The organism is Acidovorax sp. Root402, assembly GCF_001425125.1.
GTDB classification, from domain to species: Bacteria; Pseudomonadota; Gammaproteobacteria; order Burkholderiales; family Burkholderiaceae_C; genus Acidovorax; species Acidovorax delafieldii.
In genome coordinates, this window is sequence record NZ_LMDQ01000013.1 from 79650 (window position 1) to 102392 (window position 22743).

At 61.2% G+C, this 22743-nt stretch carries 22 protein-coding genes and 2 tRNA genes; 13 read left to right on the forward strand and 11 right to left on the reverse strand.

From position 1 onward, the window contains the following. Nucleotides 1–39: 39 nt before the first annotated feature. Nucleotides 40–576 (forward strand): ClpXP protease specificity-enhancing factor, encoded by a 537-nt coding sequence (locus ASC83_RS07800; protein WP_056060287.1) that lies wholly within the window; start codon nt 40–42, stop codon nt 574–576. Between the two features lie 49 nt (nt 577–625). Further along, a tRNA-Thr gene (locus ASC83_RS07805) sits at nt 626–701 on the forward strand. A 43-nt stretch (nt 702–744) separates the two neighbouring features. Here ASC83_RS07805 and ASC83_RS07810 read toward each other — a convergent pair. Further along, a complete protein-coding gene (locus ASC83_RS07810; protein ID WP_056060290.1) occupies nt 745–1044 on the reverse strand; it encodes a hypothetical protein in 300 nt (99 codons plus the stop codon). A 32-nt stretch (nt 1045–1076) separates the two neighbouring features. Between ASC83_RS07810 and ASC83_RS07815 the strand changes: the two genes are divergently transcribed. From ASC83_RS07815 to ASC83_RS07835, 5 genes are all read left to right on the forward strand, one after another. Continuing rightward, entirely contained in the window at nt 1077–2060 is a 984-nt protein-coding gene (locus ASC83_RS07815) for a M23 family metallopeptidase (RefSeq protein ID WP_056062035.1), read from the forward strand. 137 nt (nt 2061–2197) lie between these two features. Further along, complete coding sequence (gene secA / locus ASC83_RS07820) at nt 2198–4954, forward strand: preprotein translocase subunit SecA (RefSeq protein WP_056060294.1); 2757 nt, start codon at nt 2198–2200, stop codon at nt 4952–4954. Nucleotides 4955–5050: 96 nt separating this feature from the next. Then, nucleotides 5051–6280 carry a bifunctional glutamate N-acetyltransferase/amino-acid acetyltransferase ArgJ gene (gene argJ, locus ASC83_RS07825; RefSeq protein WP_056060296.1) on the forward strand — a complete coding sequence of 410 codons (1230 nt, stop codon included), beginning with the start codon at nt 5051–5053 and terminating at the stop codon, nt 6278–6280. Between the two features lie 62 nt (nt 6281–6342). Continuing rightward, nucleotides 6343–7215 carry an ATP-binding protein gene (locus tag ASC83_RS07830; RefSeq protein ID WP_056060299.1) on the forward strand — a complete coding sequence of 291 codons (873 nt, stop codon included), beginning with the start codon at nt 6343–6345 and terminating at the stop codon, nt 7213–7215. Beyond that, nucleotides 7205–7663, forward strand: a complete 459-nt coding sequence (locus ASC83_RS07835) for an NUDIX domain-containing protein (protein WP_056062038.1) — start codon at nt 7205–7207, stop codon at nt 7661–7663. The genes ASC83_RS07830 and ASC83_RS07835 overlap by 11 nt, the downstream gene beginning before the upstream one ends. Nucleotides 7664–7780: 117 nt before the next feature. Here ASC83_RS07835 and ASC83_RS23480 read toward each other — a convergent pair whose 3' ends face one another. The 8 genes from ASC83_RS23480 to ASC83_RS07870 form a co-directional block, all read right to left on the reverse strand. Further along, entirely contained in the window at nt 7781–7999 is a 219-nt protein-coding gene (locus ASC83_RS23480) for a DNA gyrase inhibitor YacG (protein WP_082522383.1), read from the reverse strand. Nucleotides 8000–8088: 89 nt separating this feature from the next. Then, entirely contained in the window at nt 8089–8844 is a 756-nt protein-coding gene (zapD, locus tag ASC83_RS07840) for a cell division protein ZapD (RefSeq protein ID WP_056060302.1), read from the reverse strand. 85 nt (nt 8845–8929) lie between these two features. Next, nucleotides 8930–9550 carry a dephospho-CoA kinase gene (gene coaE, locus ASC83_RS07845; RefSeq protein WP_056060305.1) on the reverse strand — a complete coding sequence of 207 codons (621 nt, stop codon included), beginning with the start codon at nt 9548–9550 and terminating at the stop codon, nt 8930–8932. Nucleotides 9551–9559: 9 nt separating this feature from the next. Then, nucleotides 9560–10432, reverse strand: a complete 873-nt coding sequence (locus ASC83_RS07850) for an A24 family peptidase (protein ID WP_056060307.1) — start codon at nt 10430–10432, stop codon at nt 9560–9562. Then, nucleotides 10432–11652, reverse strand: a complete 1221-nt coding sequence (locus tag ASC83_RS07855; protein ID WP_056060310.1) for a type II secretion system F family protein — start codon at nt 11650–11652, stop codon at nt 10432–10434. Before ASC83_RS07855 ends, ASC83_RS07850 begins: the two co-directional genes overlap by 1 nt. Nucleotides 11653–11672: 20 nt before the next feature. Then, entirely contained in the window at nt 11673–13412 is a 1740-nt protein-coding gene (pilB, locus tag ASC83_RS07860) for a type IV-A pilus assembly ATPase PilB (RefSeq protein ID WP_056060313.1), read from the reverse strand. A gap of 135 nt (nt 13413–13547) precedes the next feature. Then, nucleotides 13548–13624: transfer RNA gene (locus ASC83_RS07865), tRNA-Pro, on the reverse strand. A 39-nt stretch (nt 13625–13663) separates the two neighbouring features. After that, nucleotides 13664–14593 (reverse strand): polyprenyl synthetase family protein, encoded by a 930-nt coding sequence (locus ASC83_RS07870; RefSeq protein WP_056060316.1) that lies wholly within the window; start codon nt 14591–14593, stop codon nt 13664–13666. A gap of 235 nt (nt 14594–14828) precedes the next feature. On the opposite strand from ASC83_RS07870, the gene rplU reads away from it, so the two are divergent. The 4 genes from rplU (at nt 14829) to proB (ending at nt 17887) form a co-directional block, all read left to right on the forward strand. Further along, entirely contained in the window at nt 14829–15140 is a 312-nt protein-coding gene (rplU, locus tag ASC83_RS07875; protein WP_005794184.1) for a 50S ribosomal protein L21, read from the forward strand. Nucleotides 15141–15155: 15 nt separating this feature from the next. Then, the gene (gene rpmA / locus ASC83_RS07880; RefSeq protein WP_005794180.1) at nt 15156–15413 is read left to right on the forward strand and encodes a 50S ribosomal protein L27; all 258 of its coding nucleotides are present in this window, start codon (nt 15156–15158) and stop codon (nt 15411–15413) included. A 170-nt stretch (nt 15414–15583) separates the two neighbouring features. Further along, nucleotides 15584–16654 carry an Obg family GTPase CgtA gene (gene cgtA / locus ASC83_RS07885; RefSeq protein WP_056060319.1) on the forward strand — a complete coding sequence of 357 codons (1071 nt, stop codon included), beginning with the start codon at nt 15584–15586 and terminating at the stop codon, nt 16652–16654. Between the two features lie 90 nt (nt 16655–16744). Continuing rightward, complete coding sequence (gene proB, locus ASC83_RS07890; protein WP_056060322.1) at nt 16745–17887, forward strand: glutamate 5-kinase; 1143 nt, start codon at nt 16745–16747, stop codon at nt 17885–17887. A gap of 110 nt (nt 17888–17997) precedes the next feature. Here the strand turns inward: proB and ASC83_RS07895 are convergent, their stop codons facing one another. After that, nucleotides 17998–18675 carry an RNA pyrophosphohydrolase gene (locus ASC83_RS07895; protein WP_056060325.1) on the reverse strand — a complete coding sequence of 226 codons (678 nt, stop codon included), beginning with the start codon at nt 18673–18675 and terminating at the stop codon, nt 17998–18000. Between the two features lie 93 nt (nt 18676–18768). On the opposite strand from ASC83_RS07895, the gene ASC83_RS07900 reads away from it, so the two are divergent. Together ASC83_RS07900 and ASC83_RS07905 are read left to right on the forward strand one after the other, a co-directional pair. After that, nucleotides 18769–20511 (forward strand): proline--tRNA ligase, encoded by a 1743-nt coding sequence (locus tag ASC83_RS07900; protein WP_056060328.1) that lies wholly within the window; start codon nt 18769–18771, stop codon nt 20509–20511. Further along, nucleotides 20508–21215, forward strand: a complete 708-nt coding sequence (locus ASC83_RS07905; RefSeq protein WP_056060331.1) for a lytic transglycosylase domain-containing protein — start codon at nt 20508–20510, stop codon at nt 21213–21215. The genes ASC83_RS07900 and ASC83_RS07905 overlap by 4 nt, the downstream gene beginning before the upstream one ends. 37 nt (nt 21216–21252) lie before the next feature. On the opposite strand, the gene ASC83_RS07910 is transcribed toward ASC83_RS07905, so the two are convergent. Then, nucleotides 21253–22596: a hemolysin family protein gene (locus tag ASC83_RS07910; protein WP_056060334.1), complete on the reverse strand. Its 1344-nt coding sequence runs from the start codon at nt 22594–22596 to the stop codon at nt 21253–21255. Between the last annotated feature and the right edge of the window lie 147 nt (nt 22597–22743).

The following is a 22743-nucleotide window of genomic DNA, read 5'->3' on the forward strand; positions in this document are numbered from 1 at the left end:
GACTTCCCTCTTTCCATAGCAGCTGTAGTACCGCCATCCATGACCGCACAGGAATCGACCTCCACGCGCCCCTATCTCATTCGCGCCCTGTACGAATGGTGTACCGACAACGGGCTCACGCCTTACGTGGCGGTGCGTGTGGATGATTCCGTGCAGGTGCCACGCGAGTATGTGAAGGATGGTGAAATCGTTCTGAACATCAGCTTTGATGCCACCAGCGCGTTGCAGCTGGGCAATGAATTCATCGAATTCAAAGCCCGATTTGGCGGCAAGCCTCGCGAAATCCTGGTGCCCGTGGGCCGTGTGATTGCCATCTATGCCCGCGAGAACGGTCAAGGCATGGCGTTTCCACCCCCGGTGGATCTGCTGTCTTCTGCTGAAGGGGCTCCGGCAGCACTGTCTTCGGCGGGCGCTCCTGCTGCCGCGCCAGCGGAGGAGGCGTCGGCCGCAGCTGCTGAAGATCGCGTTGTGCAGCTGGTGGGTGTGGAAGATGGCCACAAAGATGATGGGGGCGACGCTCCTCGGCCGCCGCCTGCTCAAGGTGGAGCACGCCCCTCGCTAAAGCGCGTCAAATAGCCGCAGTTTCAAATTTCGGGCGGTTTTTACAGGATAAAATACTGCCTTCGCCGGTTTAGCTCAGTTGGTAGAGCACCCGCCTTGTAAGCGGTAGGTCGTCAGTTCGATTCCGACAACCGGCACCATTTCTCTTGCTTTTTGCATTCCCTGGCACTGACGCCCTGGCCGTCAGGTTTGAACTTTCAGGCGAATCGCGTTAACCTCCCACCCCCGACTGCGCAGATGCGCCTGCAAAGCAGGCAGCAGTTGGCGTATTTTTGCCGCCGCAGCGTTGCTCTTGACCAGCAGGCACCAGCTGTCCCCGTCAATGGGACCTGCCTGCACCGCTGGGCGCAACGCGGCGGGAATCAGCAATTCAATGGCCTTGAGCCGATCACTGGAGTCGCGTGTCAGCGCTGTAAGCTTTGCCAGCGTGGGGGATTCCTCGCTGGCTTGCTGCAGGGTGACGGCGTAGTGGCGGCGATTCATGGTGTGGCGTCTTCGGGCGTGGAGTATTGGCAGTGCATTTGATTATCACGGACGCCAGACTGGCGCGCAGCCGGGCCATTCATTTGTCTGGCACGCGCTTGGTCCTGGCGGGGCTTGCTGTGTCGCTGTGCCTGATGGTGGTGGCTGCAGGGCTCTACCACTGGGTTTTTCTGAAAGGGGCGCGTGAAGGGTGGCCCATCGTGGGCTCGCTGGTGCGCCTTGTGGTCAAGGATGAGTTCGCAGAGCGTGACCGATTCATGCGCGCCAATCTCGATGCCATGGCCCGGCGTGTGGGTGAAATGCAAGCGCGCATGGTGCAGCTGGAGTCCCTGGGGGATCGTGTGCTGGGCCTTGCGGGCATGGCACCTGCTGACATTCAGAAAGCGGATGCCCGCGGCGGCGCCCTCGTGAGCGCGCGCAACTTGTCCATGGAAGAGCTGCAAACCACCCTGGATGATCTGGAGCGCCTGACCAACCAGCGCGTGGACCTGATGACGGTGCTGGAGTCTCGTCTGTTTGACCAGCACATCCGCAAGAAGATGATTCCAACCCATGCGCCCGTCACGGGGCGTGTCGCAGGGTCGGGTTTTGGCTGGCGGGTCGATCCCATTACGGGGCAGTCGGCCTTGCACACCGGGCTGGACTTCCAGGCCGACACCGGTACACCCATCCTGGCGGCCGCCGGAGGCGTGGTTGTTACCCAAGAGTACCACCCCGCCTACGGCAACATGATCGAGGTAGACCATGGCAACCAGCTGGTGACGCGCTATGCCCATGCCTCGCGCGTCTTGATCAAGCAGGGCGACATCGTGCGCCGCGGGCAAAAGATTGCGGAGATCGGTACCACCGGCCGCTCGACGGGGCCGCATCTGCACTTTGAGGTGCTGGTGCAGGGGGTTTTCCAGGACCCACAGAAGTTCCTGAATGCGGGCGGTACGGCCACTGGCGCACAGGTAGCCGCCATTCAGCCCTCCACGTTGGCAGGACAGTCGGCCGCGCCGGCACCGGGCAGGTAAAATCGCGGGTCCGGCGTTCTCTGCCCGCAGTTGCAATGCTTGCAATATCGGTCGCAGGACCCATCTGAACTCAATTCATCTTAGGGATTTCGGTCGCTTGGCGCGCTGATTGCAGCGGGGCAGGCGGTCCTGTTCGCATGGCCACCAACTTCCTCACCAAAATATTCGGCAGCCGCAATGACCGGCTCCTCAAGCAGTACCGCAAGACGGTGACCCGCATCAATGCGATGGAGCCCGATTACGAGAAGCTGTCGGACGAGCAGCTCCGGGCCAAGACGCAGGAGTTCAAGGACCGTGTGGCCAAGGGCGAGTCGTTGGACAGCATCCTCCCCGAAGCCTTCGCCGTGGTGCGCGAGGGGTCCAAGCGCATCATGAAGATGCGGCACTTTGATGTGCAGCTGCTCGGTGGCATGGCGCTGCATTTCGGCAAGATCGCCGAAATGCGCACTGGCGAGGGCAAGACCCTGACGGCCACGCTGCCGGTGTACCTCAATGCCCTTTCTGGCAAGGGCGTGCACGTGGTGACGGTGAATGACTACCTCGCCAACCGCGATGCGCAGTGGATGGGGCGCCTGTACAACTTCCTGGGCCTCACGGTGGGTATCAACCTGCCCAACATGCCCCGTGAAGAAAAGCAGGCTGCGTACCGTGCCGACATCACCTACGGCACCAACAACGAATACGGCTTTGACTACCTGCGCGACAACATGGTCTATGAAGCGCAGGACCGCGTGCAGCAGGGCCTGAACTTCGCCATCGTGGACGAGGTGGACTCGATCCTGATCGACGAAGCCCGCACGCCGCTCATCATCAGTGGCCAGGCCGAAGACCACACAGCGATGTACATCGCCATGAACAAGGTGGTGCCCCTGCTGGTGCGTCAGGAAGGCGAGGCGGACCCCCGCACAGGCGAGGGCGTGACCAAGCCCGGCGACTTCACGCTGGACGAAAAAACCCACCAGGTGTTTCTGACCGAGCAGGGCCACGAAACTGCCGAACGCATTCTGGCGTCCCACGGCCTGATCGCCGAAGGCGCCTCGGTGTACGACCCGGCCAACATCACGCTGATGCACCACCTGTATGCAGCGCTGCGGGCCAATCACTTGTACCACCGCGATCAGCACTACGTGGTGCAAAACGGCGAGATCGTGATCGTGGACGAGTTCACCGGCCGCCTGATGTCGGGCCGCCGCTGGAGTGAAGGTCTGCACCAGGCCGTGGAAGCCAAGGAAGGCGTGAACATCCAGGCCGAGAACCAGACACTGGCCTCCATCACGTTCCAGAACTATTTCCGCCTGTACAACAAGCTCGCCGGCATGACCGGTACGGCCGATACCGAAGCCTACGAGTTCCAGGAAATCTATGGCCTGGAAACCACGGTCATCCCACCCAACCGGCCCAGCAAGCGCGACGACCAGCTGGACCGCGTCTACAAGACCACGCGCGAGAAGTACGAAGCCGCCATCAAGGACATTCGCGAATGCCATGAGCGCGGCCAGCCCGTGCTGGTGGGCACGACGTCGATCGAGAACTCCGAGATCATCGACCAGCTGCTGAACAAGGAAGGCCTGCCCCACCAGGTGCTCAATGCCAAGCAGCACGCCCGTGAGGCCGACATCGTGGCCCAGGCCGGTCGCGAGGGCATGATCACCATCGCTACCAACATGGCCGGCCGTGGTACCGACATCGTGCTGGGCGGCAATATCGAGAAGGATGTGGCGGCCATCGAAGCCGACGAATCCCTGTCCGACTCCGACCGTGCCGCCAAGGTGGCCGCGCTGCGTGAGCAGTGGAAGGTGGACCACGAGAAGGTCAAGGCGCTGGGCGGCCTGCGCATCATCGCCACCGAGCGCCATGAGTCGCGCCGCATCGACAACCAGCTGCGTGGCCGTTCAGGCCGCCAGGGCGACCCAGGTTCGTCGCGTTTCTATCTGAGCCTGGACGATTCGCTCATGCGCATTTTCGCGGGCGACCGCGTGAAGGCGATCATGGACCGCCTGAAGATGCCCGATGGCGAAGCCATTGAAGCGGGCATCGTGACGCGCAGCATCGAGTCGGCCCAGCGCAAGGTGGAGGCCCGCAACTTCGACATCCGCAAGCAGTTGCTGGAGTACGACGATGTGGCCAACGATCAGCGCAAGGTGATCTACCAGCAGCGCAACGACATCCTGGACGCGTCTGACCTGTCGGATGTGATTGCGGCCATGCGCGAAGACTGCATGACCGATCTGGTGCGCCAGTACGTGCCTGCCGAATCGGTGGAAGAGCAGTGGGATCTGGCCGCGCTGGAAAAGGCGCTCGCAGAAGAATGGCAGGTGCCGATCGCGCTGCAGCAGGAAGTGCAGGGCGCCAATGCAATCACCGACGACGAGATCCTGGACAAGGTCTTGCAGGCCGCGCACGCTGCCTTCAATGCCAAGGTCGAGCAGGTGGGCCGCGAGAACTTCACGCAGTTTGAGCGTGTGGTGCTGCTGCAGAACTTTGACTCCAATTGGCGCGATCACCTGAGCGCACTCGATTACCTGCGCCAGGGCATCCACCTGCGCGGATATGCGCAAAAGCAGCCCAAGCAGGAGTACAAGCGCGAGGCTTTCGAACTCTTCCGCCAGCTCATCGACCAAGTCAAGAACGAGGTCACCAAGATCCTCATGACCGTGCAGGTGCAGTCGCAGGCGCAGCTCGACCAGGCCGCGCAAGACATGGAGCAGCGCGCCGAGAGCATTGCCAACGTGACCTATACCGCACCCACCGAAACCGGCGAGGTGGAGACCACGGTGGATGCACAGACCGTGGCCCAGCAAGCGCTGCCCGAAGGTATGCGTGTGGGCCGCAACGACCCCTGTCCCTGTGGCAGCGGCAAGAAATACAAGCAGTGCCACGGCAAGCTGGCTTGATTTCCTGATCCAGACAACACGGGCTTCGGCCCGTGTTTTCATTGGCGCGCCACGGTTTTCCGGATAATCGGCCGCAGTTTTTTGAGAAAGACCTTCATGCCCGTCAATCTAGTCGCCCCCGTTGCTGCCGATCTGCACCCCATCGCCGGTGTGCGCATCGGTGTTGCCGAAGCTGGTGTCCGCAAGGCCCACCGCAAGGACCTCACCGTGTTCCTGCTGGACGAGGGCGCCAGCGTGGCTGGCGTGTTCACGCAGAACCGCTTTTGCGCAGCGCCGGTGCAGATCAGCCGCGAGCATTTGAGCAGCGGCCAGCCCATCCGCGCCATGGTCATCAACACGGGCAACGCCAATGCAGGTACGGGGGCTGACGGCCTGGCGCGTGCGCGCGCCACCTGCATTGCGCTCGCTCGTCAGCTGAGCGTGGCGCCCGAGCAGATCCTGCCGTTCTCGACCGGCGTGATCATGGAGCCGCTGCCCAACGACCGCATCGAAGCGGGACTGCCCGCCGCCATCGCCGATGCGCAGCCCAGCCACTGGGCCCGTGCCGCCGAGGGCATCATGACCACCGACACACTGCCCAAGGCGTTCTCTGAGCAGGTGCAGATCGGTGGCGCCACGGTGTCCATCACGGGCATCAGCAAGGGCGCGGGCATGATCCGCCCCAACATGGCCACCATGCTGGGCTTCCTGGCCACGGACGCTTGCGTGGCGCCCGCCGTCATGCAGCAACTGGCGCGTGATCTGGCTGACGGCTCTTTCAATCGCGTCACCATTGACGGCGACACATCGACCAACGATTCCTTCGTGGTCGTTGCCACCAACAAGGCAGCACATGCGCCCGTGACCTCGCTCGACAGCGCGGACGGCCAGGCCCTCAAGGCTGCAATGCTCTCGGTGTCACAAAAGCTGGCGCAGGCGATCGTGCGGGACGGCGAGGGGGCGACCAAGTTCATCACAGTGCGGGTCGAAGGCGGCAAGACTGGCGACGAGTGCCGCAAGGTGGCCTATGCCATTGCCCATTCGCCGTTGGTCAAGACGGCCTTTTTTGCCAGCGACCCCAACCTGGGCCGCATCCTGGCGGCCGTGGGCTACGCTGGCATTGACGACCTGGACCAGACCGGCATCGACCTGTACCTGGACGATGTGCATGTGGCGCTGCAAGGGGGGCGCAATCCTGCCTATCGCGAAGAAGACGGCCAGCGGGTGATGAAGCAGAGCGAGATCACCGTGAGGGTGCTACTCGGGCGCGGTACCGCAGCGGACACGGTGTGGACCTGCGACTTCAGCCACGAGTACGTGACCATCAACGCCGACTACCGCTCGTGAGTTGGGTTTTGCTATCTTTGTGATAGCTGTTGAGGCATATTCCACTTGCGCATGTCGCCACAATGAACGAAAAATTTGAACGCTTGGTCGAGCGTGCCGAGCAGCTCATCGCCCGCATCGAGTCGGTGCTGCCCCAGCCGCTGGGCGCGCCTGACTGGTCCGCATCCATTGCCTGGCGCTACCGCAAGCGCAGCAGTGGGCATGGCACGCTGGAACCCGTGCGCCACGTGGGAGCGATGCGGCTGGCAGACCTCAAGGAAATCGATCCGCAAAAAGAAAAGATCGAGCGCAATACGCAGCAGTTTGTGCAGGGCAAGCCCGCCAACAACGTGCTGCTGACTGGCGCGCGTGGTACCGGCAAGTCGTCGCTGATCAAGGCCTGCTTGAACGCTTACGCAGCCGAAGGCCTGCGCCTGATAGAGGTGGACAAGGCCGACCTGACCGATCTGCCGGACATCGTGGACGTAGTGTCTGACCGGCCCGAGAAATTCATCGTCTTCTGCGATGACCTGAGTTTTGAGGACGGTGAGCCAGGCTACAAGGCGCTCAAGTCGATCCTGGACGGCTCGGTGGCGGCCGCCACGCCGAACGTGCTGATCTACGCCACCAGCAACCGGCGCCACCTGCTGCCGGAGTACATGGCCGACAACCTCACGTACACCCACACCGAAGACGGCGAGGTGCACCCGGGCGAGGTGGTGGAGGAGAAGATTTCGCTGTCGGAGCGTTTTGGCCTGTGGGTCAGCTTCTACCCGTTCAGCCAGCAGGAGTATCTGACCATCGTGGCGCAGTGGTTGTCGTCGTTCGGTGTGCCCGCACAGGCCATTGAGGAGGCGCGGCCTGAGGCCCTGGTCTGGGCGCTGGAGCGTGGCTCGCGCAGCGGCCGTGTGGCGTACCAGTTTGCGCGTGACTATGCGGGGCGACATGGCGGCTGAACATCTCGCTCCAGACAGCGTCCCGGCCACTGCCGAACGCAAACACACCGAAGTGGCCGTGGGCGTCCTGCTGCGCGCAGACGGCGCGATGCTGCTATCCACCCGCCCGCCGGGCAAGCCCTACGCGGGGTACTGGGAGTTTCCGGGTGGCAAGCTGGAGGCGGGCGAGACCGTGGAGCAGGCGCTGCGCCGCGAACTGATCGAGGAGCTGGGCGTGACCATCGGCCCGGCCAGCGTCTGGAAAGTGACCGAACACGATTACCCCCACGCACTGGTGCGGCTGCACTGGTGCAAGGTCTGGGAGTGGACTGGCGAATTCGAGATGCGTGAAGGCCAGGCCATGGCCTGGCAGCAAATGCCGATCACGGTGTCCCCGGTGCTGCCCGGTGCCTATCCGGTGTTGCAATGGCTGGCTGAGGAGCGGGGTCTGCAGTCTGCGGTGGGATGAGATTCCCTCCTGTGTGGGACTGATTTGCTATTGAATTGGTAGCTTCTCAGGCATGCAGCACTAACGCTACCGCTGGTTTTTGGCGAAATGGCTCTTGAATGGCGCCTATGACCTTGGTCAATGCTGCTGGCGCGGGTCGCCATGGGGGGCGTCGTCTGGCGGCGCTTCGGTGGGCATGCGAAAGCTTTCGCTGGCCCATGCGCCAAGGTCTATCTGCTTGCAGCGCTCGCTGCAAAACGGACGGTATACATTCGCGGCGCTATACACGCTATCTCCGCCGCAGCTGGGGCAGGTGACGATGCGTGCCTGCGAGGAAGGGGCTGGGGAGTGGGGCATCCTGGGGTGATCCTCTTGCTCAAGTCGGCCCGCCCGATCTTTAGCGGGCTTTGGCGCGATTCAGTCTCTGGGCTTGGGCTGGCTAAGGCCTACGCGCACAGGGTCAGTTCAAACGCCGCATCTTCGTTGCAGGCGTGCAGGCGTCCATCGCCTTCCAGCCGCATGAGCCGCACCGAGACAATCAGACGGTTGCCACTGATTTCCGGGATCAGGTTCAGCGCTGGGTCGATGCGAAGCCGCAGCAGCTGGAAGGTGCGGCCCTGGGGCAGGTTCTGCTGAAACTGTCCGCGTTCTGCCGCGACCTTTTGGGGCACGCCTGAATCGCGCAGCAGCTTGAGCAGCACATAGATCGACTCGGCGAGGGGCGCCAACGTGGAGGCCCATTCCTCCAGGGCCTGCTGACGCACCGCCGGGGGGTGGTGTTGCCACGCGTAATAGGCTGGCAGGTCAAAGCCACAGGTCCCACCCGGAATGCCGATGCGGCTGCGGATGCTCATCAGCCAGTCGTTTTCCGTCAGCGCATGGCCCGACTTGCCGCTTTGGGTGTTGAGTGCCACGAAGCACCGGTCCAACTGGCTGATCACCGCGTCCAGTGCGGCTTCAGAAATGGAGGGATTGCCTCGGTACGTGTCGAGCTGGTGCTTGTGCTTTTCGATGTCCTTGAGCACATCCGACTTCAGATCGGCCCGGGCGGCCACATCCATGATCTCGAAAATCGTCACCAAGGCGAAATGGTGGTCCAGCGCGTGAGGCCGGGGGATCAATTCCCCCAAGCGGCGGAACAGCTGCTCCAGCCGCAGATAGGTTCTGAGACGCTCGTTAAAGGGGTATTCGTAAAGGATCACGCTGGCGGGTTCCTGGAGGCTCAGGGAGTATTCTGACGCCGGTGGCGCACGGCATGGGGTGAAAGCACAAACGGTTTCGTACGCATCATAGCCCGAACAGTGTGGCCACTTGCCCCACCTCAGCCTGTAACTGCTCCAGTGAGCAATGTGCTTCGTTGGCAATCACCACATCGGCCACCGCCCTGCGCGCTGGGCGCGTAGCTTGTGAGGCAATGATGCCTTGCACGGCTTCGGCAGACAGACCGCTGCGCTGCATGACTCGCGCGATCTGGGTCTGCTCTGTGCAGTCCACCACGACCACGGCGTCGAGTTGGCGAGCCCACCGCCCGGACTCCGTCAGCAGCGGGATGTCGTGCACGATCCATCGGCAGCCAGACTGTATGGCCTGTTGAATCCGTTGTTGGCTTTGCAAGGCCACCAAGGGGTGCACGATGGCCTCCAGCTGGCTGCGCGCCTGCGGTTGGCTGAAGGCCAGTTGCCGCATGCGCGCACGATCCAGCGCACCCGATGCATCAACATATGCTTCACCAAAGGTAGTTTGAATGGCAGGCATGGCCACACCGCCCGGCCCAGTCACCTCCCTGGAGATCTGGTCGGCGTCGATGAGGCTTGCACCCAAGGACGCCATCATCTGGCCTACGGTGCTCTTGCCGCTACCGATGCCGCCGGTCAGACCCAGGCGCAAGGGCTGTCGGTGGGTTGCCATGAGAGTTCGTCAGAGCCCCAGAAGACCGAGCACTGTACCCAAAATGGCGTTGGGGCCGAACACCATCGCGGTGAGCCCTGCACCCACTAAGAAGGGGCCGAACGGAATGTAGCCACCCTCACGCAAGCTGCTGAAAACTTTCATTGCAATCCCAATGATGGCGCCAATCACTGAAGACATCAAAATGATCGGCACCAGCGCCTGCCAGCCAAACCATGCGCCCAATGCTGCAAACAGCTTGAAGTCGCCGTAGCCCATGCCTTCTTTGCCTGTCGCCAACTTGAAGCCCCAGTAGACCAGCCAGAGCGACAGGTATCCTGCCGCAGCGCCCATGACGGAAGCAAACAACGGTACGTTCGTCCATTGCAGGGCGGACGCCAGCAACCCTGCCCAGAGCAAAGGCAAGGTGATGTCATCGGGCAAAAGCGTGGTGTCCCAGTCAATGAACGCCAGAGCAATCAGGGCCGCCGAAAAGCCGCACCATGCCAACCCCGCAGGCGTCGCGCCCCAGCGGTGGATACAAAAAAAGAACAGCGCTCCCGTTGCCAGTTCGACCATCGGGTAGCGGGGGCTGATGCGTGTTTTGCAGGACGAGCAACGTCCGCGCAACAACAGATAACTTAAGACAGGAATGTTTTCATGCCACCGCACCACATGCCCGCAAGCCGGGCAGCGGGACCGAGGTGTCATGAGGTTGAAGGTGGGCTGCGTGTCCTCGGGTAGCTCTTTGCCCTGGTTGGATGCCTCGACTTGCGCCAGCTCTGCCGCCCATTGCCTCTCCATCATTTTGGGAAGGCGGTAAATCACCACATTCAGAAAACTGCCGAAAAGCAAACCAATCACGCCGCCGATAGCGGCATCCAACCATGCTTCCAGCGCCATTACACGACCTGACCGAGCTTGAAGATGGGAAGGTACATCGATACCACGATACCGCCGATGAGCGTACCCAGAAACACGATGATGATGGGCTCCATCAGGCTGGACAGGCCAGCCACCATGTCATCCACCTCAGCTTCATAGAAGTCGGCAGCCTTGCCAAGCATGTGGTCGATAGAGCCGGATTCTTCGCCAATCGCGCACATCTGAAGCACCATGGAGGGGAAAACGTTAGCGTTGCCCATTGCGGCGGTGAGGCTGGTACCCGTGGAAACCTCCTGCTGGATCTTATCTGTGGCCAAAGAGTACACCGAGTTACCAGCGGCCCCACCCACCGAGTCAAGCGCCTCCACCAGCGGCACGCCCGCGGCGAACATGGTGGACAACGTCCTAGTCCAGCGCGCAACGCAGGACTTATCGATCAAGGCACCAAACACAGGAAGCCGCAATAGAAGTCGATCCATGAACATCTGTACCTTTTCACTGCGGCGCCATGCCTGCATGAAAAAGTAGAAGCCCCCTCCGATGACACCGAAAATCAGCCACCACCATTTGACAAATACCTCGCTGATCGCCATCACAAACAAGGTGGCGGCGGGGAGGTCGGCTCCAAACGAAGTGAAGACCTCTTTAAACGCTGGAATGACGAAAATCATGATGACGGTCACCACCACGAAAGCCACAATCACCACGGAAATGGGGTACATGAGTGCCGACTTGATCTTCGATTTGATCGCCTCGGTTTTCTCCATGTACGTAGCCAGCCGATCCAGCAGGGCTTCCAAAATACCCGCAGCCTCGCCCGCCTCTACCAAGTTGCAGTAGAGACTGTCAAAGTACATCGGGTACTTTCTGAAAGCCCCGTTGAGTGATGTCCCTGTCTCGATATCGGACCGGATGTCATTGAGCAGCTTGGTGACGCTGGCATTGGTATTGCCTCGACCCACAATGTCGAAGGACTGCAGCAGAGGTACGCCAGCCTTCATCATGGTTGCCAGCTGGCGGGTAAACAGCGCAATGTCCTTGGGCTTGATTTTTTTGCCCGAACGCATGCGGCGCTTCTTGATTTTGGTGGGGAAAACCCCTTGGCGACGCAAAGTCGCCTGCACTTGGTTTTCTCCGACCGCGCGGATTTCGCCACGAACGATCTTTCCGTTGCGGTCCTTGCCCTCCCACTCGAAGACAAAATCCTTGATATCTTTGGTTGATGCTGCGGTCGCCATGGTGCCCTCGTCCGTGGATGCTATTCGTTGGTGACGGCCAGAACTTCCTCAAGGGAAGTCAGGCCCAATTTGGCTTTGTAGAGCCCGGATTCGCGCAGCGAACGAACACCCTCGGCGCGTGCCTGCTCTGCAATCTCCAGTGCACTCCCGTCGCGCAAAATGATGCGCTGGATCTCCTCGGAAATAGGCATTACTTGATAGATGCCGAGTCGGCCCTTGTAGCCGTTATTGCAGGCCGAGCATCCTACGGGACGATAGGTCACCCAGGAGCCGTCAATGTCATGTTCCTCGTATCCCGCCTCCACCAAAGTCTCATGGGGTATATCTGCGGGAACCTTGCATACGGGGCACAATCGACGCGCCAAACGTTGCGCAGTGATCAAAATCACGCTGGAAGCGATGTTGAACGGCGCTATACCCATGTTGCGCATCCGCGTGAGCGTCGTGGGCGCGTCGTTCGTGTGCAGCGTGGAAAGCACAAGGTGACCTGTCTGCGCCGCCTTGATGGAAATATCTGCAGTTTCCAGATCCCGGATTTCACCCACCATGATGATGTCGGGATCCTGGCGCAGAAACGACTTCAGTGCCACAGCAAAGGTCATACCGGCTTTTTCGTTCACGTTCACCTGATTGACGCCAGGCAAATTGATTTCAGAAGGGTCTTCGGCGGTTGCGATATTGACCCCCGGCTTGTTCAGCAGATTCAGACAGGTGTATAAAGATACCGTCTTGCCAGAGCCCGTAGGGCCTGTGACCAGAATCATTCCGTAAGGACGACCAATCGCCTGGAGCAATCGTTCCTTCTCCACGGGTTCATAGCCAAGTGCATCGATCCCAAGCTTGGCGCTACTCGGATCCAAAATACGGATCACGATTTTCTCGCCAAACAGGGTGGGCAAAGTGCTTACCCGAAAATCGATCACGCGATCCGGCCCCACCTTGAGCTTCATGCGACCGTCCTGAGGCACACGCTTCTCGGAAATATCTAGGCGTGAAATCACCTTGATGCGGGACGCGAGCTTGTCCTTGATCGCGATCGGTGGAGAGGCTATTTCGCGGAGTTCTCCGTCAATGCGGAAACGGACTCGGTATTGGTGTTCGTAAGGCTCAAAATGCAAATCGGAGGCGCGCATATTGAAGGCGTCGAGCAGCATTTTGTGCAGGAACTTGACGATCGGCGCATCTTCAACTTCCGTTGTTCCTGTATCCGCTTCTTCAGGCGCATCTTCAATGGAGACGTCATCGAAAGCGAAGTCACCTCCTCCGCTGATTAGCGTATCCATGGATTCGCTTGCGGATTTGGTGGTGGCTTCTACGAGCCGGCTGAGTTTGTCATATTCCGCAATAATCCAATCCACACCCATTTGGGTGGTGAATTTAATTTTCTCTGCAGCTTCTTGGTCAGTCGGATCAGCCGTTGCGACGATCAGCCGGTTGTTACGCTTGCTCAGGACCACCACGCGATATGCTTGACATATCTTGTTATCCAGAAGCTCCTTCGGCAAGCGCAAAGGATCAATGGCGTCCAAGTCGAGCAGGGGTGCACCAAAAACCGCAGATACCGTGTGCGCCAGATCCGCTGCAGAAACAGCTCCAGAGCCCGTCAGCTCGGCAATGAAACTAGTACGGCTTATTTGTGATTTTTTGTAAATGTCTTCTGCTGACTTTTGGGTCAGCTTGCCCGCAGACATCAGGGCGCGGCCGAGCCCGGGCAGGGCTACTGCAGAGGCTTCTTTGAGGGCAGTATCAACAGCGGCCATGTAACCGGAAATGTGTTAGGTGTGGAAAAGAAACCATCCTATCATCACCGATCAACCATGGGCTGTACAGCGGCGCATATTGGCAACGGCGCCACAAACAGGTGGGATTTTGGTAGGTGACCATACTGCGATATATGGTCGGGGTGAGAGGATTCGAACCTCCGGCCTCTACGTCCCGAACGTAGCGCTCTACCAGGCTAAGCTACACCCCGCAGCTTGTAAAAGCACTCGCGAGTGATCTAGTGCCTCTTTCAATTTCGCCGCCCCAGCAATTGGGCTGCCAATTCTAGCAAACCCTCCGAGTAGGCATTTGCGGGTAATAGTCGGGCGGCAGCCATGGCGCGGTGCGCCTCGGCGAATGCTGCAGCGCGGGTAACGTCTAGGGCGCCTGTCGAGCGGACGATGCTCACGACTTCTTCTAATCGTTCGGTCGAGCCTTGTTCGATGGCTTGGCGAACGATTTCCGCCTGGCTGGGGGTGCCTCGTTCCATGGCGGCGATCAGGGGGAGGGTGGATTTGCCTTCTCTCAAGTCGTCACCCAGATTTTTGCCCATCTCTGCGGTGTCGCCGTCGTAGTCCAGCACATCGTCAATGATCTGGAATGCGGTACCCAGTGCCTGTCCATAAGTTGCACATGCCTCTTCCACATCAGGGGAGCTGTTGGCCAGTATGGCGCCGAGGCGGGCGCTGGCTTCAAAAAGTTTGGCTGTTTTGGAGCGGATAACACGCAGATAGCCCGCTTCATCCAGTGAGGCGTCGTGCATGTTCATCAGCTGGAGCACTTCGCCTTCTGCAATCACGTTCGTGGCCTCGGAGAGGATTTCCATGATGCGCATGCTTCCAGCCTCGACCATCATCTGGAATGACCGAGTGTGCAGAAAGTCGCCCACGAGAACGCTGGCAGGGTTGCCAAAGGTTTCGTTGGCTGTGGGGCGGCCACGGCGCAGGGTGGATGCATCCACCACATCGTCATGCAGCAGTGTTGCGGTGTGAATCAGCTCGACCACTGCCGCCAGGCTGTGCCGATGTGTGCCACGGTAGCCCAAGGCTCCGCACACCATCAGCAGCAGAGCGGGGCGCAGCCGCTTGCCGCCAGCTGCAATGATGTATTGCGAGATCTGGGCCACCAAGGGGACGCTCGATGTCAGGCGCTGACCGATGACCTTGTCGACCTCGTGCATGTCTTGTGCAACGAGCGTGAGGGGGGAAGCTGCAGGGGCGGTATGGTCAGTCAAGATGGTGGTCACAGAAAGTGCCCGAATTATAAGAAGGCCCGCTACATGCCTGACGAGTGCGGTGGCGTGTTGGTCACGCCGAATTGACTGATGCGCGTGGGGCTGGCGAGGTGATGCCTGATGCGCTATACTCGCAGGCGCTGCAGAAATTCGTCTGTAGAACTCATATCAAGAGGTCAACATGTACGCGGTCATAAAAACCGGCGGCAAGCAGTATCGCGTTGCTTCCGGCGAAAAAATTAAAGTAGAACAGATTGCTGCGGACGTAGGCCAGGAAATTGTGATCGACCAGGTTCTGGCTGTCGGCAACGGCGCTGAACTGAAGGTTGGTACGCCCCTGGTGTCCGGCGCAACCGTGAAAGCCACCGTCGTGGCCCACGGCAAGCACGACAAAGTGCACATCTTCAAGATGCGCCGTCGCAAGCACTATCAAAAACGCCAAGGCCATCGCCAGCAGTTCACTGAGCTGCAAATCGGTGCGATTGCTGCTTAATCGAAGGAGCTAGTCATGGCACAGAAAAAAGGCGGCGGCTCTACGCGAAACGGGCGTGACTCCAAGCCAAAAATGCTGGGTGTCAAGGCCTTCGGTGGTGAACTGATCAGCGCTGGTTCGATCATCGTGCGCCAGCGTGGCACACGTTTCCACCCCGGCACCAATGTCGGCGTTGGCAAGGATCACACCTTGTTTGCCCTGGTGGACGGCCACGTGTCGTTCGGTACCAAGGGTGCATTGTCCAAGTCCACGGTCAATGTGACTCCCGCCTGAGGATTGCTCCTCCGGCAACCATCGAAGCCCCGCTTTGCCGGGGCTTTGTTGTTTGGTCTGCACGCGTCGCTGGTGCGCCTTTGGCCTGTGGTGCCTGGAATGGCCCCTGCTGTTCCGCCACAATTGGCCAGCAGCCGACAGTACGGCCTCTTTTGTAAACTGGATACCCCATGAAGTTCGTCGACGAAGCCTTTATTGACATTGCCGCAGGTGATGGTGGCAATGGCTGCGTGTCGTTCCGGCACGAAAAATACAAGGAGTTCGGCGGTCCCAATGGTGGTGACGGTGGGCGCGGGGGGCATGTGTTTGCTGTGGCCGATCCCAACCTGAATACCCTGGTGGACTATCGCTACTCGCGCCGTCACGAGGCCAAACGCGGTGAGCATGGCATGGGCTCCGATATGTTCGGCGCAGCGGGTACGGACATCACACTCAAGATGCCGGTCGGGACCATCATCACCGACGCCGAGACGGGTGAAGTTCTGTATGAGCTGCTGACCCCGGGCGAGGTCATCACCATCGCCAAGGGCGGTGATGGCGGCTTTGGCAACATGCGTTTCAAGAGCGCGATCAACCGGGCCCCGCGTCAAAAAACGCCGGGCTGGCCGGGCGAGAAAAAGAATTTGAAGCTGGAGCTGAAGGTTCTGGCCGATGTGGGGCTGCTGGGCATGCCCAACGCCGGCAAGTCCACCTTCATCACGGCCGTGTCCAATGCGCGACCGAAGATTGCGGATTACCCGTTCACCACGCTGCACCCCAACCTGGGCGTCGTGCGGGTGGGGCCTGAGCAGAGCTTTGTTGTAGCCGATATCCCCGGTCTGATCGAGGGAGCTTCTGAGGGCGCTGGCTTGGGCCACCAGTTCCTGCGCCACCTGCAACGCACGCGTTTGCTGTTGCACATCGTGGACTTGGCGCCGTTTGACGATGCTGTGGACCCGGTGGCGCAGGCCAAGGCCATCGTGAACGAGCTCAAGAAATACGACCAGCAGCTTTACAACAAGCCGCGTTGGCTGGTGCTGAACAAGCTGGACATGGTTCCCGCTGATGACCGTGAGGCGCGCGTGAAGGATTTTGTGAAGCGCTTCAAATGGAAGGGGCCGGTGTTTGAGATCTCGGCCCTCACGCGTGAGGGCTGCGAGCCGCTGATTCACGCCATCTTCCGCCATGTGCAGTCCGAGCAGCGCACGGAGAACGAGCCGGTGGAGGTGGATCCCCGTTTCGCCGGCGATGCGCCAGCCTGACGCGTCGGCGCTCAGAGGATAGGAATTGCTACATTTTTAATAGCTACTCAGGCATGAAGCAGTAGCGCTATCGGCATCAAAGACATCAAAATGGTTTCCAGCGTATTGAGAGATGCCCGCCGCATCGTGGTGAAGGTGGGCTCCAGCCTTGTGACCAACGAAGGGCGTGGACTGGATGAAACCGCCATCGGTGAGTGGAGTCGCCAACTGGCCGCGCTGGTGCGCGGTGTTGGGGGTGCCCCACGCGAGGTGGTGATGGTGTCCAGCGGTGCCATTGCCGAAGGCATGAAGCGTCTGGGCTGGACCACAAGACCCCAGGAAATCCACGAACTGCAGGCTGCCGCAGCGGTGGGGCAGATGGGGCTGGCGCAGATGTACGAAACCAAGCTGCGCGAGCAGGGGATGGGCAGCGCGCAGGTGCTACTTACCCATGCCGATCTGGCGGACCGTGAGCGCTATCTCAATGCGCGCTCCACCTTGCTCACGCTGCTGCGTTTGGGTGTTGTGCCGGTGATCAACGAAAACGATACGGTGGTCAATGACGAGATCAAGTTTGGCGACAACGACACGCTGGGTGCGCTGGTGGCCAACCTTGTGGAAGCGGACGCCCTGATCATCCTCACAGACCAGAAGGGGCTCTACACCGCCGACCCACGCCGTGATCCGTCTGCGCAGTTTGTGCATGAGGCCAAAGCGGGTGATCTTGCTCTGGAAGCGATGGCGGGCGGCGCGGGCTCCAGCATTGGCAAGGGCGGCATGATCACCAAGATTCTGGCGGCCAAGCGCGCTGCAGGCTCTGGCGCATCGACCGTGATTGCCTGGGGACGCGAATCCGACGTATTGGTCCGTTTGGTGAGTGGTGAGGCGTTGGGTACTTTGCTGGTTGCCCAGACACAGAAAAAGCAGGCTCGCAAGCAGTGGATGGCGGACCATTTGCAACTGCGTGGCTCTGTGGTGGTGGACGCTGGGGCTGCTGCCAAGGTGCGCGACGAAGGCAAAAGCCTGCTGCCCATCGGCATGACGGCAGTGGAGGGGGACTTTTCGCGCGGCGACGTGATTGCCGTGCGCGACGGGTCTGGGGCAGAGATTGCACGCGGCTTGGCCAACTATGCAGCGGCGGAAGCCCGCCTTCTGTGCCGCAAGCCGTCGACGGAGTTTGAGAAACTGCTGGGCTACATGGCTGAGCCGGAAATGGTGCACCGAGACAATCTCGTGTTGGCGCAGGGCGCATAGGGACTGGCTGCGCGCATCAATCCTTGTCGATTCAGGACTGAGCGGATTCATTCGCCCATCAAAACAAAACGCCTGCAGATGCAGGCGTTTTTCATGGTGCGATGCCAGGGTCAGCGCGGTGTGTCTGATACCGATGGCATGCCGTCGAGTTCTCCCGGCATGCTGTTTTGAGGATCGGGATCAAAACTGGCGCCTGGGGGGAGTTCCATGCCGGGGTTGACCAGCATGGAGCCTGTGCGGAACATGTTGGCGACGCCCGCATGTTCACCCTCGCGGGTGCGTAAACCGCTGCGCAAATAGCGGTTGCGCTGCTCGTGTCGCGGCAGATAGCGGGCCAGTTCGGTGAGTGCCATCTCATAAACACCGCGTTTGAACTCGACCACCACATCCAGCGGAACCCAGTAGTCGTTCCACCGCCAAGCGTCAAACTCCGGGTGATTGGTCGCACGCAGGTTCAGATCCCAGTCGTGCCCCATCAATTGCAACAGGTACCAGATCTGCTTCTGGCCCTTGTAGTGGCCGCGCGCATCGCGGCGGATGTACCGGTCAGGCACCTCATAGCGCAACCAGTCCCGGGTGCGGGCCACCACGCGAACGTGGTTGGGCAATAATCCCACCTCTTCATGCAGCTCGCGGAACATGGCTTGCTCGGGGGTCTCGCCCCGGTCAATGCCACCCTGCGGGAACTGCCAGCTGTGGGTGCGTATGCGCTTGCCCCAAAACACCTGGTTTTTCTGGTTGAGCAGGATGATGCCGACGTTCGGCCGAAAGCCGTCCCGGTCAAGCATAATCAAACCCCAAATTTTTAAACTGTGTCCATTATGCACGGCGCCTAGCGCGCAGCAAGTGGACGGCCCCGTTCTGCCTGCAATCGACTCCCGATGAAAGCCTCCCAATTCTTCATTTCCACCCTAAAGGAAGCTCCGGCGGACGCCGAAGTGGTCAGCCACAAACTCATGACGCGGGCCGGGCTGATCAAGAAGCTGGGCGCTGGCATCTATAACTACATGCCTCTGGGCCTGCGCGTGATCCGCAAGGTGGAAGCCATCGTGCGTGAAGAGATGAACCGCGCGGGTGCTGTCGAGCTGACCATGCCCGTGGTGCAGCCCGCTGAGCTCTGGCAGGAAACGGGGCGCTTTGAGAAAATGGGCCCCGAGCTGCTGCGCATCCAGGACCGCCATGGGCGCGACTTCGTGGTGCAGCCGACCAGCGAAGAAGTGATCACTGACATCGCCCGTCAAGAGCTCAAGAGTTACAAGCAGATGCCGAAGAACTTCTACCAGATCCAGACCAAGTTCCGCGACGAGCGCCGCCCCCGTTTTGGCCTCATGCGCGGACGTGAGTTCATCATGAAGGATGCCTACAGCTTTGACCGCGACCAAGTGGCCGCCAAGGCCAGCTACCAGGTGATGGCCGCAGCCTACCGGCGGATTTTCGATCGCTTCGGCCTGACCTACCGTGCCGTGGCCGCTGACAGCGGTGCCATCGGGGGGGACCTGTCGGAAGAATTCCAGGTGATTGCCGCCACGGGCGAAGACGCCATCGTGTACTGCCCGCAGAGCGACTATGCCGCCAACATGGAAAAGGCGGAGGCGCTGGCCCCCGCCGGACCACGCGGCGCAGCCGCCCAGGCGCTGACCAAAACAGCCACCCCAGGCAAGAGCACCTGTGCCGATGTGGCAGAACTGCTGGGTGTTCCGCTGAACACCACGGTCAAGTCACTGGTGCTGGCCACGGACGAAACCAACGAAGCGGGTGAGATCGTCAAGACCCAGGTGTGGCTGCTGCTGCTGCGCGGCGACCACGACATGAACGAGATCAAGGTTGGCAAGGTGCCCGGACTGGCGGGCTTCCGCTTCGCGACGCTGGGCGAAATTGAGGACCACTTTGGCTGCAAGCCGGGTTACCTGGGCCCCATCGGCCTGAAGAAGCCTTTGAAGATCGTGGCAGACCGCGAAGTCGCTGTGATGGCCAACTGGATCTGCGGCGCTAACGAAGTGGACTTTCACATCACCGGCGTCAACTGGGGCCGCGACCTGCCGGAGCCCGACATGGTGGCCGACCTGCGCAACGTGGTGGCGGGCGACCGCTCCCCCGACGGCAAGGGCGAGCTGGCGATCGAGCGCGGCATCGAAGTGGGCCATGTGTTCTACCTGGGCACCAAGTACAGCAAGGGCATGAACGCGACCTTCCTGGGCGACGACGGCAAGCCCGCATTCTTCGAGATGGGCTGCTACGGCATTGGCGTGACGCGCCTGCCCGCTGCCGCCATTGAACAAAACCACGACGAGCGCGGCATCATCTGGCCGGACGCGATTGCGCCGTTCACCGTGGTGGTCTGCCCCGTGGGCATGGACCGCAGCGAGGCCGTCAAAGCCACGGCCGAGCAACTGTATGCCGACCTGCTGGCCGCGGGCGTGGACGTGATCTTGGACGACCGTGGCGAGCGCCCCGGAGCGATGTTTGCCGACTGGGAACTGATCGGCGTGCCACACCGCGTGACCATTGGCGACAAGAGCCTGAAAGAGGGCGTTGTCGAGTACCAGCACCGCCGTGACACCGCCGCCACCAAGGTGGCCGTGGCCGACATCCTGGCCCATGTGAAGGGCCGCATGGCAGTATGAGCATGAGCGGCGCCTCCTCCATCGCTCCGTCGGCCGCGGCCTCGGGCGGCCCTGAGGGGCTGTCGCGGCGCGGCTGCCTGGTGTCGCTGGCTTCGCTGACAGCGCCCGCCGCCTGGCTGGGCGCTCCGCAGGTGGCGCACGCTGGCGGGCAGCTGGAGGAGCCCCTGATGGACTCGGTGCGCACCGCACTCAGCTCTGCCATTGCCAACCAGGCGCCGCCCGAGCCGGAGTTTTTCACCACCGAAGCGCGCCTGCACTACCTGCGGTGGCTGGGTACGCAAAGTGATCGACTGCGGCCGCGCAAACCGGACCTGGAAGTACGCCGCGACTTCCTGCAGACGGTCTGGTACGAATCCAAGCGCGCCGGGCTGGATGTGTCCCTGGTCCTGGGGCTGATCCAGGTCGAAAGCGGATTCCGCAAGTTTGCGGTGTCCAGCGTCGGAGCGCGGGGCTATATGCAGGTCATGCCTTTCTGGACGCGCGTGATTGGCGACGGCGACCCGGGTAAGCTGTTTCACATGCAGACCAACCTGCGTTTTGGCTGCGTCATCCTGCGTCACTACATCGATCGTGAGCAGGGCGATTTGTTCATGGCCCTGGGCCGCTACAACGGCAGCCGCGGCCGGTCGCCTTACCCGGATGCGGTCTTTGGAGCGCAGCGCAAGTGGCTTTTTGCCGATCGGCCACAGTCGCCGGCCGCGTAGAGCGATCAGCGCGGCGGTGACACGGGCCGCGCCTTGGTCACTCCACAGCGGTTCCCGTCGGTGCTGACGGGCTCGGGGCCGATGCACCAGGGGCTCCGCCCAGCCTGGAGACCATGACCTGATCGATGCGGTAGCTGTCCACGTCCAGCACCTCAAACTTGTAGCCGCCCCAGCTCACGCTGTCAGTACGGCGTGGCACGCGGCGCAGCATCACCATCAGGAAGCCCGCCAGGGTTTCGTACTCGCCGGTGTGCGGCAGCTCGTCCAGCGACAGGGCGTGCAGCACATCCTCAATGGGGGTGACCCCATCGATGAGCCAGGAGTTCTCATCCCGTCGCACGATCTGCTCTTCGTCCGCCGGGCCCACCAGGTCACCCATTACGGTGCTCATGACATCGTTGAGCGTGACCACACCGACCACCAGGCTGTACTCGTTCACGATCACGGCAAAGTCCTCGTGGACTTGGCGGAACTGCTCCAGCACCTCCGACAGGGTCAGCCGGTCGGGCACGATCAGCACCTTGCGCACCAGGCTGTCGTCGGCCAGCGAAATCGGCTGGTTGTTCAGCACACGCTGGAACAGGTCCTTGGCATCCACATAGCCCACCACGTGGTCGATGTCGCCTTCGCACACCGGGTAGGTCGAAAACGGCTCGGCAGCGATGCGCAGGCGGATGACCGAGTCGGGCTCGTCGCGCAGAAAAAATGCAATGCGGTCGCGCGGCGACATGGCGCTGGACACCGTGCGCGTGTCCAACTCAAACACGTTGGTGATGACCTGCTGCTCGCGCGCCGCCAGCACCCCGGCACGCGCGCCTGCCTCCATCATGGCCAGGATATCGTCTGACGTGATGCGGTCATCGCGCAGCGATGACAACCCCAACAGGCGGAACAGCGCGTCGGCCCCCCGGCTGTAGAACCACACCAGCGGCCGCAACAGCGTCATGCACCAGGCCATGGGCTGTGCCAGCCGCACCACCAGCCGCTCGGGCTCTGCCATGCCCAGGCGTTTGGGGAACAGATCGGCAAACAGGATGAACAGCGAGGTGATGATGAGGAAAGACGCCAGGAACCCCGCCCGCTCGGCCGTGGGCCCCGACATCCACAGCGCAAACAGCTCACTGAAATGCGGGCTCAGCGCACCTTCGCCCACGATACCGCCCAGGATGGCCACGGCGTTCTGCCCTACCTGCACCACCGTGAAGTAGTCGCCCGGCTGCTCCTGCATGCGCAGCACCCGGTCCGCACGTGCGTCGCCTTCATCGGCCATTTGGCGCAGGCGCAGGCGGCGGGCGGCCGCGAGCGAAATCTCGGCCATGGAGAAAAAGGCGCTGGCTGCAATCAGCAGCCCGATCACGAAGAGGCTTTGGGACAGGGTCATGGGAAGAAGGCGGAACCGGCGTACAGCGGTACACCGGGCCACCAAGTGTATCTGGGCACCCTGCACACGGGCCCGCTGGCGCGCCTTGTGACGCATGCCACCTGACGCCCCGTGCCACTGCATGGTGTGGCAGGGGGCGGGTGGCGC

Bases quoted from the DNA above. Each gene is read 5' to 3' on its own strand.
- ASC83_RS07800 (WP_056060287.1), top strand. From the start codon at position 40: ATGACCGCACAGGAATCGACCTCCACGCGCCCCTATCTCATTCGCGCC.
- ASC83_RS07810 (WP_056060290.1), bottom strand. From the start codon at position 1,044: ATGAATCGCCGCCACTACGCCGTCACCCTGCAGCAAGCCAGCGAGGAA.
- secA (WP_056060294.1), top strand. From the start codon at position 2,198: ATGGCCACCAACTTCCTCACCAAAATATTCGGCAGCCGCAATGACCGG.
- argJ (WP_056060296.1), top strand. From the start codon at position 5,051: ATGCCCGTCAATCTAGTCGCCCCCGTTGCTGCCGATCTGCACCCCATC.
- ASC83_RS07830 (WP_056060299.1), top strand. From the start codon at position 6,343: ATGAACGAAAAATTTGAACGCTTGGTCGAGCGTGCCGAGCAGCTCATC.
- ASC83_RS07835 (WP_056062038.1), top strand. From the start codon at position 7,205: ATGGCGGCTGAACATCTCGCTCCAGACAGCGTCCCGGCCACTGCCGAA.
- ASC83_RS23480 (WP_082522383.1), bottom strand. From the start codon at position 7,999: ATGCCCCACTCCCCAGCCCCTTCCTCGCAGGCACGCATCGTCACCTGC.
- coaE (WP_056060305.1), bottom strand. From the start codon at position 9,550: ATGGCAACCCACCGACAGCCCTTGCGCCTGGGTCTGACCGGCGGCATC.
- ASC83_RS07850 (WP_056060307.1), bottom strand. From the start codon at position 10,432: ATGGCGCTGGAAGCATGGTTGGATGCCGCTATCGGCGGCGTGATTGGT.
- ASC83_RS07855 (WP_056060310.1), bottom strand. From the start codon at position 11,652: ATGGCGACCGCAGCATCAACCAAAGATATCAAGGATTTTGTCTTCGAG.
- pilB (WP_056060313.1), bottom strand. From the start codon at position 13,412: ATGGCCGCTGTTGATACTGCCCTCAAAGAAGCCTCTGCAGTAGCCCTG.
- ASC83_RS07870 (WP_056060316.1), bottom strand. From the start codon at position 14,593: ATGCACGAGGTCGACAAGGTCATCGGTCAGCGCCTGACATCGAGCGTC.
- rplU (WP_005794184.1), top strand. From the start codon at position 14,829: ATGTACGCGGTCATAAAAACCGGCGGCAAGCAGTATCGCGTTGCTTCC.
- rpmA (WP_005794180.1), top strand. From the start codon at position 15,156: ATGGCACAGAAAAAAGGCGGCGGCTCTACGCGAAACGGGCGTGACTCC.
- cgtA (WP_056060319.1), top strand. From the start codon at position 15,584: ATGAAGTTCGTCGACGAAGCCTTTATTGACATTGCCGCAGGTGATGGT.
- proB (WP_056060322.1), top strand. From the start codon at position 16,745: ATGGTTTCCAGCGTATTGAGAGATGCCCGCCGCATCGTGGTGAAGGTG.
- ASC83_RS07895 (WP_056060325.1), bottom strand. From the start codon at position 18,675: ATGCTTGACCGGGACGGCTTTCGGCCGAACGTCGGCATCATCCTGCTC.
- ASC83_RS07900 (WP_056060328.1), top strand. From the start codon at position 18,769: ATGAAAGCCTCCCAATTCTTCATTTCCACCCTAAAGGAAGCTCCGGCG.
- ASC83_RS07905 (WP_056060331.1), top strand. From the start codon at position 20,508: ATGAGCATGAGCGGCGCCTCCTCCATCGCTCCGTCGGCCGCGGCCTCG.
- ASC83_RS07910 (WP_056060334.1), bottom strand. From the start codon at position 22,596: ATGACCCTGTCCCAAAGCCTCTTCGTGATCGGGCTGCTGATTGCAGCC.